The organism is Streptococcus sp. oral taxon 061 (assembly GCF_013394695.1).
Classification (GTDB): domain Bacteria; phylum Bacillota; class Bacilli; order Lactobacillales; family Streptococcaceae; genus Streptococcus.
On the sequence record NZ_CP058258.1, the window covers coordinates 576,579 to 591,439 of the forward strand.

Here is a 14,861-nt window from a genome sequence, read left to right on the forward strand (position 1 = left end):
AATATTAAAAAAAAAATGATATGATAGAATTTATGGATAAAAATAAAATTATGGGCTTAAGCCAATCAGAAGTAAAAGAACGTCAGAAACAGGGACAGGTCAATGATTTCCAAACTTCAGCTAGTACTAGTACATGGCAGATTGTGAAGAGAAATGTCTTTACTTTATTCAATGCTCTAAACTTTGCCATCGCCTTAGCACTCGCTTTTGTTCAAGCATGGAGCAATTTGGTCTTCTTTGCGGTTATCTGTTTTAATGCTTTTTCAGGAATTGTAACTGAATTACGTGCCAAGCATATGGTTGATAAACTAAATCTCCTAAATAAAGAAAAGATAACAACTATCCGTAATGGACAAGAGATTGCTTTGGACCCTGAAGAGCTTGTTTTGGATGATGTGATTCGCTTATCAGCAGGAGATCAGATTCCAAGTGATGCGATTGTATTAGAAGGTTTTGCAGAAGTCAATGAAGCTATGTTAACGGGTGAGAGCGACTTGGTGCAAAAAGAAGTCGAAGACTTAATGTTGTCGGGTAGCTTTCTTGCCAGTGGTTCTGTCCTTGCTCAGGTACATCATGTTGGGGCGGATAACTATGCTGCTAAACTCATGCTTGAAGCCAAGACAGTGAAGCCAATTAACTCTCGTATCATGAAATCGCTAGACCAGTTAGCCGGCTTTACTGGGAAAATTATCATTCCTTTTGGTATTGCTCTCTTGCTTGAAGCCTTGATCTTAAAAGGTCTGCCACTGAAGTCTTCTGTAGTCAATTCTTCTACAGCTCTTTTGGGAATGTTGCCTAAGGGGATTGCCCTCTTGACCATTACCTCTCTTTTAACCGCTGTTATCAAGCTTGGTTTGAAAAAGGTCTTGGTGCAGGAGATGTATTCTGTTGAGACCTTGGCGCGTGTGGATATGCTCTGCTTGGATAAAACAGGAACCATCACCCAAGGAAAGATGCAGGTTGAGACAGTTCTTCCTCTGACCCAGGCTTATGATAAAGATGCCATTGCCAAAATATTAATTAGCTATATAGTACACAGTGAGGATAAAAATCCAACTGCCCAAGCTATTCGCCATCGTTTTCAAGGTAAAGTGGTTTATCCAATGATTTCTAGTCTTCCATTTTCAAGTGATCGAAAATGGGGAGCGATGGAATTGGAAGGTCTTGGAACAGTTTTCCTAGGTGCACCTGAGATGTTGTTGGATGCTGAAGTTCCTGAAGCTAGGGAAGCTCTTGAACGAGGATCTCGTGTCTTGGTTCTGGCCCTCAGTCAAGAAAAACTTGACCACCATAAACCACAGAAGCCATCGGATATTCAGGCTTTGGCTCTGCTTGAGATTTTAGATCCAATCCGAGAAGGTGCTGCTGAGACGCTAGACTATCTTCGTTCTCAGGAAGTGGGATTGAAAATTATCTCTGGTGATAATCCAGTCACTGTTTCAAGTATTGCCCAAAAAGCAGGTTTTGCAGACTATCAGAGTTATGTAGATTGTTCGAAAATTAATGATGAAGAATTGATAGCCATGGCTGAGGGAACAGCCATTTTCGGACGTGTCTCGCCTCATCAAAAGAAACTCATCATCCAAACTCTGAAAAAAGCAGGACATACTACAGCAATGACAGGGGATGGTGTCAATGATATCCTAGCTCTCCGTGAGGCAGACTGTTCCATTGTTATGGCTGAAGGAGACCCAGCAACTCGTCAGATTGCAAATCTGGTCCTCTTGAATTCAGATTTCAATGATGTTCCTGAGATTCTCTTCGAAGGTCGTCGTGTGGTCAATAATATTGCCCACATTGCTCCGATTTTCTTGATTAAGACAATCTATTCCTTCTTGCTAGCAGTTATCTGTATTGCCAGTGCTTTGTTGGGACGTACTGAATGGATTTTGATTTTCCCATTCATTCCGATTCAGATAACTATGATTGACCAGTTTGTGGAAGGATTCCCACCGTTTGTATTAACTTTTGAACGAAATATCAAACCTGTGGAACAAAACTTCCTCAGAAAATCCATGCTTCGAGCCTTACCAAGTGCCTTGATGGTAGTCTTTAGTGTTCTCTTTGTTAAAATTTTTGGAACCAGTCAAGGCTGGTCAGCCATTGAAATTTCGACACTTTTGTATTATCTATTGGCATCAATTGGTTTCATGTCTGTAGTTAGAGCTTGCTTGCCATTTAGCCTGTGGCGTGTGTTATTGATTATTTGGTCAGTTGGAGGTTTCCTTGGAACAGCTCTATTCCCAAGAATCCAAAAATTGCTTGAAATTTCAACACTTACGGGTCAAACATTGCCTATCTATGGCATTATGATGCTCGTCTTTATTGTGATTTTCATACTGACAAGTCGTTATCAAGTTAAAAGATAAAGAAAGATTGCAATCCATGATTGCGGTCTTTTTTAGGTGCAGGGTTGCCAGATAAAATATGGTATAATAAAGGGAAATAGAGTTTTTGAAAGTGAGAGAAGATGATTTCAAAGAGATTAGAAACAGTAGCTTCTTTTGTTCCCCAAGGAGCTGTTTTGCTGGACGTCGGTAGCGACCATGCTTATTTACCTATTGAATTAGTTGAAAAAGGTCATATTGAAGCTGCCATCGCGGGTGAAGTTGTAGAGGGGCCCTATCAATCTGCAGTTAGAAATGTTGAAAGTCATAGCTTGACTGAGAAAATTCAGGTTCGTTTAGCCAATGGTTTAGCAGCTTTCGAAGTAAGTGATCAGGTCTCTGTTATCACTATTGCAGGAATGGGTGGTCGTTTGATTGCTACGATATTAGAAGAGGGTTTGGACAAACTAGCCAATGTTGAGCGATTGATTCTTCAACCTAATAATCGTGAAGATGAGTTACGTAGTTGGTTACAAGAGCATGGATTTCAGATTGTAGCTGAAAGTATTTTAGAGGAAGCTGGAAAATTTTACGAGATTCTAGTAGTGGAAGCTGGGAAAATGAATTTATCAACTAGCGATATCCGTTTTGGTCCTTTTCTATCTAAAGAACTTAGCTCCGTATTTGTCCAAAAGTGGCAAAGAGAAGCAAGTAAGCTCGAATTTGCCCTTAGTCAAATCCCAGAAAAAAATCATGAAGAACGTCAAGTTTTAGTAGATAAAATTCAAGCCATCAAGGAGGTGCTCCATGAAAGCAAGTGAAGTGATTAAGCGTTATGAAACCTATTGCCCTCAAGAATTTTCTATGGAAGGCGATAATCGTGGACTGCAGATTGGTACCTTAGACAAAGAAATCCAGAAAGTCATGGTTGCCCTTGATATACGTGAAGATACAGTGGCAGAAGCTATCGAAAAGGGTGTTGATTTGATTATCGTTAAGCACGCGCCAATCTTCCGTCCGATAAAGGACTTGGTAGCTAGTCGCCCTCAAAATCAGATTTATATTGATCTTATCAAGCATGATATTGCAGTCTACGTTAGCCATACTAATATTGATATTGTTGAAAACGGACTTAATGACTGGTTCTGCCAACTATTGGATATTAATGATACAACTTATCTACAGGAGACAGGTCCTGAACGTGGTATCGGGCGTATAGGCAATATTAAACCTCAAACATTTGAAGAATTTGCTAGTCATGTTAAGGAAGTCTTTGGTCTAGATAGTCTCCGTATGGTGTATTATCATGAGAGTGATTTGCAAAAGACCATTTCAAGAGTTGCTATCTGTGGTGGCAGTGGGCAATCTTTCTATTCTGATGCTTTAGCAAAAGAAGCAGATGTCTACATCACTGGTGATATTTATTACCACACTGCCCAAGATATGCTGTCAGATGGCTTGTTGGCTCTGGATCCGGGACACTATATCGAAATGCTTTTTGTGGAAAGAATTGCAGCACTCTTGAACGAATGGAAGGAAGAAAATGTTTGGTCTCTCGAAGTTATCGCAAGTCAGGCATCAACCAATCCATTCCATCATATCTAGTTAGAAGGTAAAGACAATGAAAAAAGTTGCCATTGTAGGAGCAGGGATTGTAGGGGCAACAGCCGCCTACTATCTCTCTAAAGAAGCAGAGGTCGAAGTAACTGTCTTTGATCATGGGCACGGACAAGCGACCAAGGCAGCGGCAGGAATTATCAGTCCCTGGTTTTCTAAACGACGCAATAAGGCCTGGTACAAGATGGCGCGCCTTGGAGCTGATTTCTACGTGGATTTATTAGCTGACTTAGAAAAATCTGGTCAAAAGGTTGATTTCTACCAGAGTTCCGGTGTCTTTCTTCTTAAAAAAGATGACTCCAAACTAGAGGAACTCTATCAACTAGCCTTGCAACGTAGAGATGAATCTCCCTTAATAGGAGAATTAGCCATTTTAGACCAAGTGGCTGCAAGTAGCTTATTCCCTGGATTGGAGGGATTTGAAAGATTACTCTATGCTTCTGGTGGAGCTCGAGTAGATGGGCAACTCCTAGTGAATCGGTTACTTGAAGCCAGTCAAGTTAAGGTCGTAAAGAAAGAGGTCAGTCTAACTCCTCTAGCATCGGGTTATCAGATAGACAATCAAATGTTTGACCAAGTTATCTTGTCCACAGGAGCTTGGCTTGGTCACATATTAGAGCCTTTAGGATATGAGGTAGACGTTCGTCCTCAAAAGGGGCAACTTCGAGATTACCAAGTGGAACAAGACATGGGAGCTTATCCTGTAGTTATGCCTGAAGGGGAGTGGGATTTGATTCCATTTCCAGGTGGGAAGTTGTCTCTGGGAGCTACTCATGAAAATGATATGGGATTTGACCTAACAGTTGATGAAAATTTGCTTCAGCAAATGGCTGAGGCAGCGAGTCCATTTTATCCTAACTTAAAAGATACAATGATAAGTGGTGGGCGCGTGGGGATTCGTGCCTATACAAGTGATTTCTCTCCATTCTTTGGACAGGTTCCAAACTTATCAGGAGTCTATACAGCAAGTGGTCTAGGATCTTCAGGCTTAACGACCGGCCCTATTATAGGATATCATTTAGCTCAAATGCTTCAGGGGAGAAGTGGAGAATTAGATCCAGCAGATTATCCGACTGAAAGATATATTAAAAAGAAACAATCGTAAATCTTTTACTTAGTTTTTACGGTAGTATTAGGAAAGTAAATGACTTTCTCTATCAAAAATGGTAAAATGAAAAAAATAATCCAAGAATTGAGGAAATAAAATGCAAGAAAAAATTCTGGTAACGGGTGGAGCAGGTTTTATTGGAAGTCACACTGTCATTGAACTGGTTCAAGCCGGACATCAAGTTGTTGTCGTGGATAATTTGGTCAATAGTAGTCGTAAAAGTCTTGAAGTAGTTGAAAGAATCACAGGCATAGAAATTCCTTTCTACGAAGCTGATATTCGTGATACGGAAACTCTTCGTGATATTTTCAAACACGAAGAACCAACAGGAGTTATCCATTTTGCTGGTTTGAAGGCTGTAGGGGAATCTACACGTATCCCACTTGCCTACTATGATAACAATATTGCTGGTACAGTTAGTCTTTTAAAAGCAATGGAAGAAAACAACTGTAAAAATATTATTTTCAGCTCTTCAGCAACAGTTTATGGAGATCCTCATACTGTTCCAATCCTAGAAGATTTTCCACTTTCAGCTACTAACCCATATGGCCGTACCAAACTAATGCTTGAAGAAATCTTGACAGATATCTATAAAGCAGACTCAGAATGGAACGTTGTGTTGCTTCGTTATTTCAACCCAATCGGTGCGCATGAGAGTGGTGACCTAGGAGAAAATCCAAACGGCATTCCAAACAACCTTTTGCCGTATGTAACACAAGTCGCAGTTGGTAAGTTGGAACAAGTTCAAGTCTTTGGAGATGACTACGATACTGAAGATGGAACAGGTGTTCGTGACTATATCCACGTCGTTGACCTAGCAAAAGGACACGTTGCCGCCCTTAAGAAGCTTCAAAAAGGCTCTGGACTCAATGTGTATAACCTTGGGACTGGAAAAGGCTACTCAGTTCTTGAAATTATCCAAAATATGGAAAAAGCTGTTGGACGCCCAATTCCATACCGTATCGTTGAACGTCGCCCAGGTGATATCGCAGCTTGCTACTCAGACCCAGCAAAAGCTAAGGAAGAGCTCGGATGGGAAGCAGAACTTGGTATTACAGAGATGTGTGAAGATGCATGGCGTTGGCAGAGTCAACATCCAAACGGATTTGAAGACTAATCATTTGATTAAACAAAAAAGAGGAAGTAATTCCTCTTTTTTAATACTTTATATGTGCTTGTGTGATAGAAAAACGTCTTAAAAGAACAGTTTATTTATTATTGAAATATTGGAACAATTAAATGTAAAATTGTATAAAATTAGTCTAGCAAAAGACTATAATTTTCTAGAAAATTATGCTACACTAGAGGGAGTGGAAATTAGAAATCTATGGCCCACCAAATTTTAAGATTCATCTATGATTAGAGCACGAGTAGGGCAATTTTTAACGGCTTCTAAAGCATCGTCGCTACAAGGAATTTCTTTCTCTAATTGTTCAGGATCATCGAAAAAACGGACGATACCATTATCATGGTAATCAAATAATTCTGAATAAGTTTGGCAGAGCCCACAGGCGATGCAACGTTCGGGTATAAGTCTAATCTTCATATTTATATTGTAATAAGAAACTAAAAAAATCTCAAGGAGTAAGGTATGGAAAAGGAACCGTGGCAAGAAGATATTTATGAGGAAAACAAGGAAGAGTCGAGAAGTGAGCGCCATTCTAGAAGTGGAAAGTGGGCTTTTCTTACAGCGAATAACATTTTAACAACCCTGGCTATCATTTTCTTTATTGTTGTTATAGGTATGATTATTGTTTTAATATACTTATCTTCGGGTGGAAGTGATAGAACATCAGCTTTGAAGGATTTTTATGATTCTGCAAATCCTAAAGTTGAAGAAGTAACTACTGTAACGACAGAAACAACTACGGTAGCTACTACTGAGTCTGGCGAACAACAAAATACTACAGAGGCACATACTGATTCTGAAGGAACTATTACAGTTTTGCCAGGAGAAGGGGAAGCAGCCATTGCGGCTCGCGCTGGAATCTCTATTGCTCAACTTGAAGCCTTGAATCCTGGTCATATGTCTTCAGGAACTTGGTTTGCAAATCCTGGTGATGTCCTTAAGACAAGATAGGAGTGACAATGAAAACAATTCAGATTGCTATTGATGGGCCAGCTTCCAGTGGTAAGAGTACAGTAGCTAAGATTATTGCTAAGGACTTTGGCTATACTTATCTGGATACAGGCGCTATGTATCGTGCGGCGACTTACATCGCATTGAGAAACCAAATTAGCCCAGATGAGCCATCTCAACTTCTTGAATTATTGGAACAATATCCAATTAGCTTTGGACGCGCTGAAAATGGAGAACAACTTGTTTTTGTTGGAGATGTAGATGTAACAAATCCAATCCGAGAAAATGAAGTAACCAACGCTGTCTCTGCTTTTGCGGCGATTCCAGCTGTTCGTGAAAAATTGGTAGCCCTTCAGCAAGAAATTGCCCAACAAGGTGGTATCGTTATGGATGGCCGCGATATTGGAACAGTAGTCTTGCCTCAAGCTGAATTGAAGATTTTTCTAGTAGCATCTGTAGATGAGCGTGCGGAACGCCGTTACAAGGAAAATCTTTCAAAGGGTATCGAAACAGATTTGGAAACTTTGAAAGAAGAGATTGCTGCGCGTGATTATAAAGATAGTCATCGTGAAACTTCACCTCTCAAGCAAGCCGAGGATGCAATCTATTTGGATACGACTGGACTCTCTATTTTAGAAGTTGTTGAAAATATTAAATCAGAAGCACAAAAACATTTATAAGAACTATAAAAACGATGAACTGAATTTCGGTTTGTCGTTTTTTATCATGATTTGTCAAATAGTCTGTTTTAAGGTATAATAGTTGCTGTTAAAGAAAATTTGACATTCAAATAATCATAAATTTTTTAAGGAGATAACATGAATCATTTACCAAATTGCCCAAAATGTAATTCAGAATATGTATATGAAGATGGCGCACTTCTTGTTTGTCCAGAATGTGCTTACGAGTGGAATCCTGCTGAACAAGTTGAAGCAGAAGAAGGCCTTGTTGCTATCGATGCAAATGGAAATAAACTAGCTGATGGGGACACAGTTACCTTGATTAAAGATTTGAAGGTTAAAGGTGCTCCTAAAGACCTCAAACAAGGAACTCGTGTGAAAAACATCCGTATTGTTGAAGGTGACCACAACATTGACTGTAAGATCGATGGTTTTGGTGCTATGAAGCTTAAATCAGAATTTGTGAAGAAGATTTAATCATGATTAAAAATGAAAAAGTAATATTTTATAGTCGTATCTTTTTAATCATAGCAGCCTTTACCGGTGTATACTTGGAGATCACCAAGCGCGGTGGTTTAGGGATGTTGCTTTACTACACTGTACTTTCTAACCTTTTGGTTGTACTTTTTACAGGTTATCTTTTGTTAAAGATGCGTAGTGGAGGTGATAGTTGGCAGAGTCCTGGTATTCTACGTCTCAAAGGTGGCGTCACTATGAGTATTATGATTACTTGTGTCATCTATCATTTCATGCTAGCTCCTTTGACGACAGATTTTTACCGTTTGGAAAATTTCCTTTGCCATTATATTGTCCCTCTCTGGTTTTTAGCAGATACAGTTATTTTTGATAAGAGTCGTCAATATAAGTTAGTTGATCCCATGCTTTGGACTAGCCTTCCTTTGCTTTATATGATTTTTGCCCTCTTAAACGGTTTTGTTCTAAAGATGGATGTCCCTAATGCTAAGGATAGTCCCTTCCCTTATTTCTTTTTGAATGCTACCAAACATGGTTGGGGTTTTGTCTTTAAATGGGCAGCAACTATCTTTGTTGCCTACATGGTTTCAGGATATCTCTTTTATCTTGTAAAAAGTATAAAAAAATCTAAGAAATAAAAGTACCCAATGTGGGTGCTTTTTTGTTATAGAGATAATTGTACCCGGACAAATCGATTTATTTTATCTTGTTATGCAGTCTTAAATACCTTACAATAAAAATGTAGCTACCAATACAACTATTGAGGATGAAAAAAATGACTGAAAATCGTTATGAATTAAATAAGAATTTGGCACAGATGCTTAAAGGTGGCGTCATCATGGATGTTCAAAATCCTGAACAAGCAAGAATTGCAGAGGCTGCAGGTGCAGCAGCGGTTATGGCTTTGGAGCGAATCCCAGCTGATATTCGTGCGGCCGGTGGTGTCTCTCGAATGAGTGATCCAAAGATGATTAAGGAAATACAAGAAGCTGTCAGCATTCCAGTTATGGCTAAGGTTCGAATTGGGCATTTTGTCGAAGCTCAAATTTTAGAAGCCATCGAGATTGACTATATTGATGAGAGCGAAGTTCTATCTCCAGCTGATGATCGTTTTCATGTGGACAAGAAAGAATTTCAAGTTCCTTTTGTTTGCGGTGCTAAAGACCTAGGAGAAGCCTTGCGTCGTATCGCTGAAGGTGCTTCAATGATTCGTACCAAAGGGGAACCTGGAACAGGAGACATCGTACAGGCTGTTCGTCATATGCGCATGATGAATCAAGAAATCCGCCGCATTCAAAACCTCCGTGAGGACGAATTATATGTGGCCGCAAAAGAACTCCAAGTACCTGTAGAATTAGTTCAATATGTCCACGAACATGGAAAATTACCAGTTGTTAACTTTGCAGCTGGAGGGGTTGCAACACCAGCGGACGCTGCTCTTATGATGCAGCTAGGTGCAGAAGGTGTGTTTGTTGGCTCAGGGATTTTCAAGTCAGGTGATCCTGTTAAGCGTGCGGCTGCAATTGTCAAGGCTGTTACCAACTATCAAAATCCTCAAATTCTGGCTCAAATCTCTGAAGATCTAGGGGAAGCCATGGTTGGTATCAATGAAAATGAAATCCAAATTCTCATGGCTGAGCGAGGAAAATAGATGAAAATCGGAATATTAGCTTTGCAGGGAGCCTTTGTAGAACATGAAAAAGTGCTTACTGAACTAAGAGTTGAAAGTATTGAATTGCGAAACCTAGAAGATTTTCTGCAACACCAGAGTGACCTGTCGGGTTTGATCTTGCCAGGAGGTGAGTCAACGGCCATGGGTAAGCTCTTACGTGATCAACAAATGTTGATTCCTCTAAGAGAAGCTATACTCAATGGCTTACCAGTCTTTGGGACTTGTGCCGGTCTGATTTTGCTAGCGAGACAAATCGCTTCTCAAGAGGAAAGTCATCTGGCGACTATGGATATAGTAGTAGAGCGTAATGCCTATGGGCGTCAGCTAGGAAGCTTTTATACTGAAGCAGACTGTAAGGGTGTTGGTAAAATTCCCATGACCTTTATCCGTGGACCTATTATTAGTGAAGTTGGTGAGGATGTTGAAGTTCTAGCAATCGTCAACGGTCAAATCGTTGCTGCTCAAGAAAAGAATATGCTAGTGACTTCATTTCATCCGGAATTGACAAATGATCTTCGCTTGCACCAGTATTTTATCAATATGTGCAAATAAAAAAGAGGTTGGGATTTTCCCAACTTCTTTTTTTACATATAATAAACAATGGCAATGTATTGCAGAGTTGAGGCTGCTAGGATGAAGAGATGCCAAATCATATGAAAGTATGGTTTCTTCTTAGCGTAGAACCCAGCACCAACTGTATAGCATAGGCCTCCTGATACCATGAGACACCAGAACATTGGATTTGTTTGGCTGATAATTGCTGGTAAGATTGCTACAACTAGCCATCCCATGATGAGGTAGAGAATGAGACTAAATTTTTCATTGACTTTTTTGGCAAAGATTTTATAAAGAATACCAAAAATAGTCGTTCCCCACTGAATGGCGATAATGAGATAACCAAACCAGTTGTTCATCAAAGTTAAAACCACAGGAGTATAAGATCCAGCGATTGCCACATAAATCATGGAATGGTCAATAATCCGCAAGACATACTTATGAGTCGAACCGTAAGCCATAGAATGATAAATAGTGGATGAAAGAAACATGAGAAAAAGGCTGATGACAAAAATCGAAACACCAATGGATGATAAAAATCCATGGGCTTCATAACTATAGGTTGATGAAATTGGAAGTAAGATGAGCATGATAACTGCACCGACAGCATGGGTGACACTGTTAGCTATTTCTTCTCCAAAACTAAGTCGTTTACTAAGTTTGAAACTAGTATTCATTTGTTTCCTCCTCTTCGGTTTCTGTATAGACTAGTGCTAGTGTTTGATGATAGAGTTTGACCGTTTGGCAGCTTGCTCGGATAATAGGATTAGCTGGGTCTATGTCCTCATTCATATAGTCCACAAAAGCATTGTAAAGTTCTTCTGAATTAGTGTCTGTGTGTAGGGTATTAAGGGTTTGAGCAATTTCTTGGATAGAAAAAACAGACTTGAGAGTGGTAATAGCAATCAATCGTGCGATTTGTTTGCGTTGGTATTTTTTCTTTTCAGGTTTACTTATATATCCGTGTTTGACATAGTTGTTCACCATGGATGCTGTCAAACCTTTCTCCTTGTCAGGAGAAGCTGGAGGACAGATTTGATTGACATAGAGCAGAACCTGGTCCAGATAGAGATTGATACTTGGAATTTCTTCCCATTTTGGATAGGAAAAAGTGGTATTCATTTTCAACTCCTTTTTATCTAGTTTTAATAACTAGATTATAAAATATTAGAAATAATAAGTCAAGTTTCAAGTGCTTGTAGAAAGAAATAATTTATGCTATGATGAGAGAAAATAGTATGAAAAGAGGATAAATGATGGAGATTCGCTTAGCCTTTCCAAACGAAGTTGATGCAATTATGCAAGTGATTGAGGGAGCCAAGAAATATTTGGCAGAAGCTGGCAGCACTCAGTGGCAAAACGGCTACCCAGATGCAGATACCATTATTGAAGATATCATCTCTGGTCAAGCTTATGTAGCCCTAGACGAAGGTAACCTCTTAGCCTATGCAGCAGTGACTAAGAGCCCAGAAAAAGCTTATGAAGCAATTTATGATGGCAACTGGGAGGGAAATGAAGCAGAATACTTAGTATTTCACCGTATTGCCGTTGCTAGAGATGCGCAAGGTCAAGGTGTTGCTCAGACCTTTTTAGAAGGTTTGATTGAAGGCTTCGATTACCTAGATTTTCGTTCAGATACGCACGCTAAAAACATAGCCATGCAGCATATCTTTGAAAAACTTGGCTTCAAACAGGTTGGTAAAGTTCCAGTAGATGGGGAACGCTTGGCCTATCAAAAATTAAAATTAAATGTCTAAGAAGTATGTAAAAATGCTATACAAGTCACCGATTGGTCCCCTATCTCTGCTAGCAGATGACCACTATTTGTTTGGGATATGGATTGAAGAAGAGAGCGATTTTGAGAAGGGATTATCTGAAAATGATGTGACTGTTGTTGACAGTCATCCCATTTTAAATCAAATCACTTCCTATTTAGAGACTTATTTTAAGGGGCAAGATCAAGACTTATCTGAAATGCCTTTAGCTCCTGTCGGTAGTGACTTTGAAAAAAGAGTCTGGAACTACTTGAGAGGAATTCCTTTTGGTCAGACAGTTACTTATGGGCAAATAGCTAAGGACTTGCAGGTGGCTTCTGCTCAAGCAATCGGAGGAGCAGTAGGTCGCAATCCTTGGTCTATCCTTGTACCTTGTCACCGTGTGCTAGGTGCTGGAGGACGTCTGACAGGCTATGCTTGGGGACTCGAAAAGAAGGCTTGGCTCTTAAGGCATGAAGATGCAAGTTATCAAGAAAATAAAAAATAGAAAGAGAAGAAAATGTTAGAATTTGTCGAATATCCAAAATGTACAACTTGTAAAAAAGCTAAGAAAGAATTAGATCAACTCGGACTAGAATATAAAGACGTTCATATCGTTGAAGAGACTCCGAGTGAAAAGGTCATTTTAAACTGGCTCGAAACTTCGGGATTTGAATTGAAGCAATTTTTCAATACTAGTGGAATCAAGTATCGTGAACTCGGGTTGAAAGATAAGGTTGGAACATTGTCAAACAAAGAAGCAGCCAAACTCTTGGCCAGTGATGGTATGCTATTGAAACGTCCAATACTAGTTGAAAATGGTCTTGTAAAACAAATTGGCTATCGTAAATCATACAAGGACTTGGATTTGAATTAGTTTTTTTCTATCTCCTTGATAGATAAAATATATAACCTCCCACTTTTAAAGTATGATACACTAGAAGGTAGATGAAATCTGATATGCTCGTAGCAAATATTTTTAATTAGAGCATAAGTATGATAGAATGAATCATTATCTTGAGAGGATGTTTCTATGAATGTTACAACAATTTTAGCATCTGATTGGTATCAAAATTTGATGCAATATATCCCGGATGGCAAACTGTTTAGTTGGCGTTCGGTTTTTGATGGGATTCCAAGAATTCTACAGCAATTACCTACAACATTGATGTTAACAGTATTTGGTGCCTTTTTTGGTATCATACTAGCCCTAGTCTTTGCGATTGTGAAAATCAATCGAGTTCGATTTATATACCCAGTACAAGCATTTTTTGTTAGTTTCTTAAAAGGAACCCCAATTTTAGTTCAACTGATGTTGACTTATTACGGGATTCCATTAGCTTTGAAAGCCTTGAATCAACAATGGGGAACTTCTCTGAACATTAATGCTATTCCAGCAGCAACATTTGCGATTGTGGCTTTTGCTTTTAACGAGGCAGCCTATGCCAGCGAAACTCTTCGTGCGGCAATTCTTTCTGTAAATCCAGGTGAGATTGAAGCTGCTCGTAGTCTTGGTATGACACGTGCGCAAGTTTATCGTCGTGTGATTATTCCCAATGCAGCAGTAGTTGCAACACCAACCTTGATTAACTCCTTGATTGGCTTGACCAAGGGGACTTCCCTAGCTTTCAGTGCAGGTGTTGTAGAAGTCTTTGCCCAAGCTCAGATTTTGGGTGGTGCAGACTATCGTTACTTTGAACGTTTCATCTCAGTAGCTCTCGTCTACTGGGTGGTAAATATCGTTATTGAAAATCTTGGCCGTTTCATTGAAAGAAAAATGGCTATTACAGCACCAGATAATGTTGAGACAGATGTGAAAGGAGAGCTTCGCTAATGATTAAAATTTCAAATTTAAGCAAATCCTTTTCAGGTCAAACTGTTTTGGATCATCTGAATTTAGATATTCAAAAAGGAGAAGTTGTTGCCTTAATTGGTTCTTCAGGAGCTGGGAAATCAACTTTTCTTCGTAGCCTAAACTATCTAGAAACTCCTGATAGTGGAAGTATTCAGATTGATGATTTCAAAGTTGATTTTTCTCAAATTACGCAAGAAGAAATTCTAACTCTTCGTCGTAAATTATCGATGGTTTTCCAACAGTTTAATTTATTTGAGCGTAGAACAGCGCTAGATAATGTTAAAGAAGGCTTGGTGGTAGTTAAAAAATTATCGGACGAAGAAGCGACTGAAATTGCTAAGGAAGAACTAGCTAAGGTTGGGCTTTCTGATCGTGAACAGCATTATCCGCGTCACTTGTCTGGAGGACAAAAACAACGGGTCGCTATAGCTCGTGCTCTAGCCATGAAACCAGACGTCTTACTCTTGGATGAACCGACTTCAGCACTGGACCCAGAATTGGTTGGTGAGGTAGAAAGATCGATTGCTAATGCTGCAAAATCAGGTCAAACTATGGTTTTGGTTAGTCACGATATGTCATTTGTTGCTCAAGTAGCTGATAAGGTTTTATTCTTGGATAAAGGAAAGATTATTGAATCTGGAACACCGGATGAGATTATCAACCATCCTAAAGAAGAACGAACAAAAGAGTTCTTTGCTAGTTACAAACGGACCTATATCTGATATAATAGAAGATAAGA

Annotated in this window: 19 protein-coding genes; 16 read left to right on the plus strand and 3 right to left on the minus strand. The window is 39.4% G+C overall.

Features of this window, described 5'->3' with window-relative positions:
* The first annotated feature begins 32 nt into the window (after positions 1–32).
* The 5 genes from HW271_RS02750 (at position 33) to galE (ending at position 6,169) form a co-directional block, all read left to right on the plus strand.
* The gene (locus HW271_RS02750; protein ID WP_178894773.1) at positions 33–2,369 is read left to right on the plus strand and encodes a cation-translocating P-type ATPase; all 2,337 of its coding nucleotides are present in this window, start codon (positions 33–35) and stop codon (positions 2,367–2,369) included.
* 101 nt (positions 2,370–2,470) lie between these two features.
* Positions 2,471–3,148, plus strand: coding sequence for a tRNA (adenine(22)-N(1))-methyltransferase TrmK (locus HW271_RS02755; protein WP_178894774.1), 678 nt, complete (start codon positions 2,471–2,473; stop codon positions 3,146–3,148).
* Positions 3,135–3,932, plus strand: coding sequence for a Nif3-like dinuclear metal center hexameric protein (locus tag HW271_RS02760; protein ID WP_178894775.1), 798 nt, complete (start codon positions 3,135–3,137; stop codon positions 3,930–3,932). The genes HW271_RS02755 and HW271_RS02760 overlap by 14 nt, the downstream gene beginning before the upstream one ends.
* Before the next feature lie 16 nt (positions 3,933–3,948).
* Complete coding sequence (locus HW271_RS02765) at positions 3,949–5,049, plus strand: FAD-binding oxidoreductase (protein ID WP_178894776.1); 1,101 nt, start codon at positions 3,949–3,951, stop codon at positions 5,047–5,049.
* A gap of 100 nt (positions 5,050–5,149) precedes the next feature.
* On the plus strand, positions 5,150–6,169 hold the full coding sequence (gene galE / locus HW271_RS02770; RefSeq protein ID WP_178894777.1) for a UDP-glucose 4-epimerase GalE: 1,020 nt from the start codon (positions 5,150–5,152) through the stop codon (positions 6,167–6,169).
* Between the two features lie 225 nt (positions 6,170–6,394).
* Here the strand turns inward: galE and HW271_RS02775 are convergent, their stop codons facing one another.
* Positions 6,395–6,598, minus strand: a complete 204-nt coding sequence (locus HW271_RS02775) for a ferredoxin (protein WP_178894778.1) — start codon at positions 6,596–6,598, stop codon at positions 6,395–6,397.
* A gap of 45 nt (positions 6,599–6,643) precedes the next feature.
* On the opposite strand from HW271_RS02775, the gene HW271_RS02780 reads away from it, so the two are divergent.
* The 6 genes from HW271_RS02780 to pdxT all read left to right on the plus strand — a co-directional run bounded on the left by HW271_RS02780 (position 6,644) and on the right by pdxT (position 10,510).
* The gene (locus HW271_RS02780) at positions 6,644–7,132 is read left to right on the plus strand and encodes an SAG1386/EF1546 family surface-associated protein (protein WP_178894779.1); all 489 of its coding nucleotides are present in this window, start codon (positions 6,644–6,646) and stop codon (positions 7,130–7,132) included.
* 8 nt (positions 7,133–7,140) lie between these two features.
* Entirely contained in the window at positions 7,141–7,812 is a 672-nt protein-coding gene (gene cmk, locus HW271_RS02785; RefSeq protein WP_178894780.1) for a (d)CMP kinase, read from the plus strand.
* Positions 7,813–7,950: 138 nt separating this feature from the next.
* Positions 7,951–8,289: a zinc ribbon domain-containing protein YjdM gene (locus HW271_RS02790; protein ID WP_178894781.1), complete on the plus strand. Its 339-nt coding sequence runs from the start codon at positions 7,951–7,953 to the stop codon at positions 8,287–8,289.
* A gap of 2 nt (positions 8,290–8,291) precedes the next feature.
* Entirely contained in the window at positions 8,292–8,924 is a 633-nt protein-coding gene (locus HW271_RS02795) for a Pr6Pr family membrane protein (protein ID WP_178894782.1), read from the plus strand.
* 137 nt (positions 8,925–9,061) lie between these two features.
* On the plus strand, positions 9,062–9,937 hold the full coding sequence (gene pdxS, locus HW271_RS02800) for a pyridoxal 5'-phosphate synthase lyase subunit PdxS (RefSeq protein ID WP_006153788.1): 876 nt from the start codon (positions 9,062–9,064) through the stop codon (positions 9,935–9,937).
* Positions 9,938–10,510 carry a pyridoxal 5'-phosphate synthase glutaminase subunit PdxT gene (gene pdxT / locus HW271_RS02805; RefSeq protein ID WP_178894783.1) on the plus strand — a complete coding sequence of 191 codons (573 nt, stop codon included), beginning with the start codon at positions 9,938–9,940 and terminating at the stop codon, positions 10,508–10,510.
* 32 nt (positions 10,511–10,542) lie between these two features.
* Here pdxT and HW271_RS02810 read toward each other — a convergent pair whose 3' ends face one another.
* Positions 10,543–11,190, minus strand: coding sequence for a hemolysin III family protein (locus tag HW271_RS02810; RefSeq protein ID WP_178894784.1), 648 nt, complete (start codon positions 11,188–11,190; stop codon positions 10,543–10,545).
* Positions 11,180–11,635: a DUF1836 domain-containing protein gene (locus HW271_RS02815; protein WP_178894785.1), complete on the minus strand. Its 456-nt coding sequence runs from the start codon at positions 11,633–11,635 to the stop codon at positions 11,180–11,182. The genes HW271_RS02810 and HW271_RS02815 overlap by 11 nt, the downstream gene beginning before the upstream one ends.
* Before the next feature lie 134 nt (positions 11,636–11,769).
* Here HW271_RS02815 and HW271_RS02820 point away from each other — a divergent pair, with 134 nt between their 5' ends.
* The 5 genes from HW271_RS02820 (at position 11,770) to HW271_RS02840 (ending at position 14,844) form a co-directional block, all read left to right on the plus strand.
* A complete protein-coding gene (locus HW271_RS02820) occupies positions 11,770–12,270 on the plus strand; it encodes a GNAT family N-acetyltransferase (RefSeq protein WP_178895648.1) in 501 nt (166 codons plus the stop codon).
* A complete protein-coding gene (locus HW271_RS02825) occupies positions 12,263–12,775 on the plus strand; it encodes a methylated-DNA--[protein]-cysteine S-methyltransferase (protein WP_259274723.1) in 513 nt (170 codons plus the stop codon). Before HW271_RS02820 ends, HW271_RS02825 begins: the two co-directional genes overlap by 8 nt.
* A 12-nt stretch (positions 12,776–12,787) precedes the next feature.
* On the plus strand, positions 12,788–13,144 hold the full coding sequence (locus tag HW271_RS02830) for a Spx/MgsR family RNA polymerase-binding regulatory protein (RefSeq protein ID WP_178894786.1): 357 nt from the start codon (positions 12,788–12,790) through the stop codon (positions 13,142–13,144).
* Positions 13,145–13,300: 156 nt separating this feature from the next.
* Positions 13,301–14,101: an amino acid ABC transporter permease gene (locus tag HW271_RS02835; protein ID WP_178894787.1), complete on the plus strand. Its 801-nt coding sequence runs from the start codon at positions 13,301–13,303 to the stop codon at positions 14,099–14,101.
* Positions 14,101–14,844 carry an amino acid ABC transporter ATP-binding protein gene (locus HW271_RS02840; protein ID WP_004253930.1) on the plus strand — a complete coding sequence of 248 codons (744 nt, stop codon included), beginning with the start codon at positions 14,101–14,103 and terminating at the stop codon, positions 14,842–14,844. Before HW271_RS02835 ends, HW271_RS02840 begins: the two co-directional genes overlap by 1 nt.
* Positions 14,845–14,861: the final 17 nt, after the last annotated feature.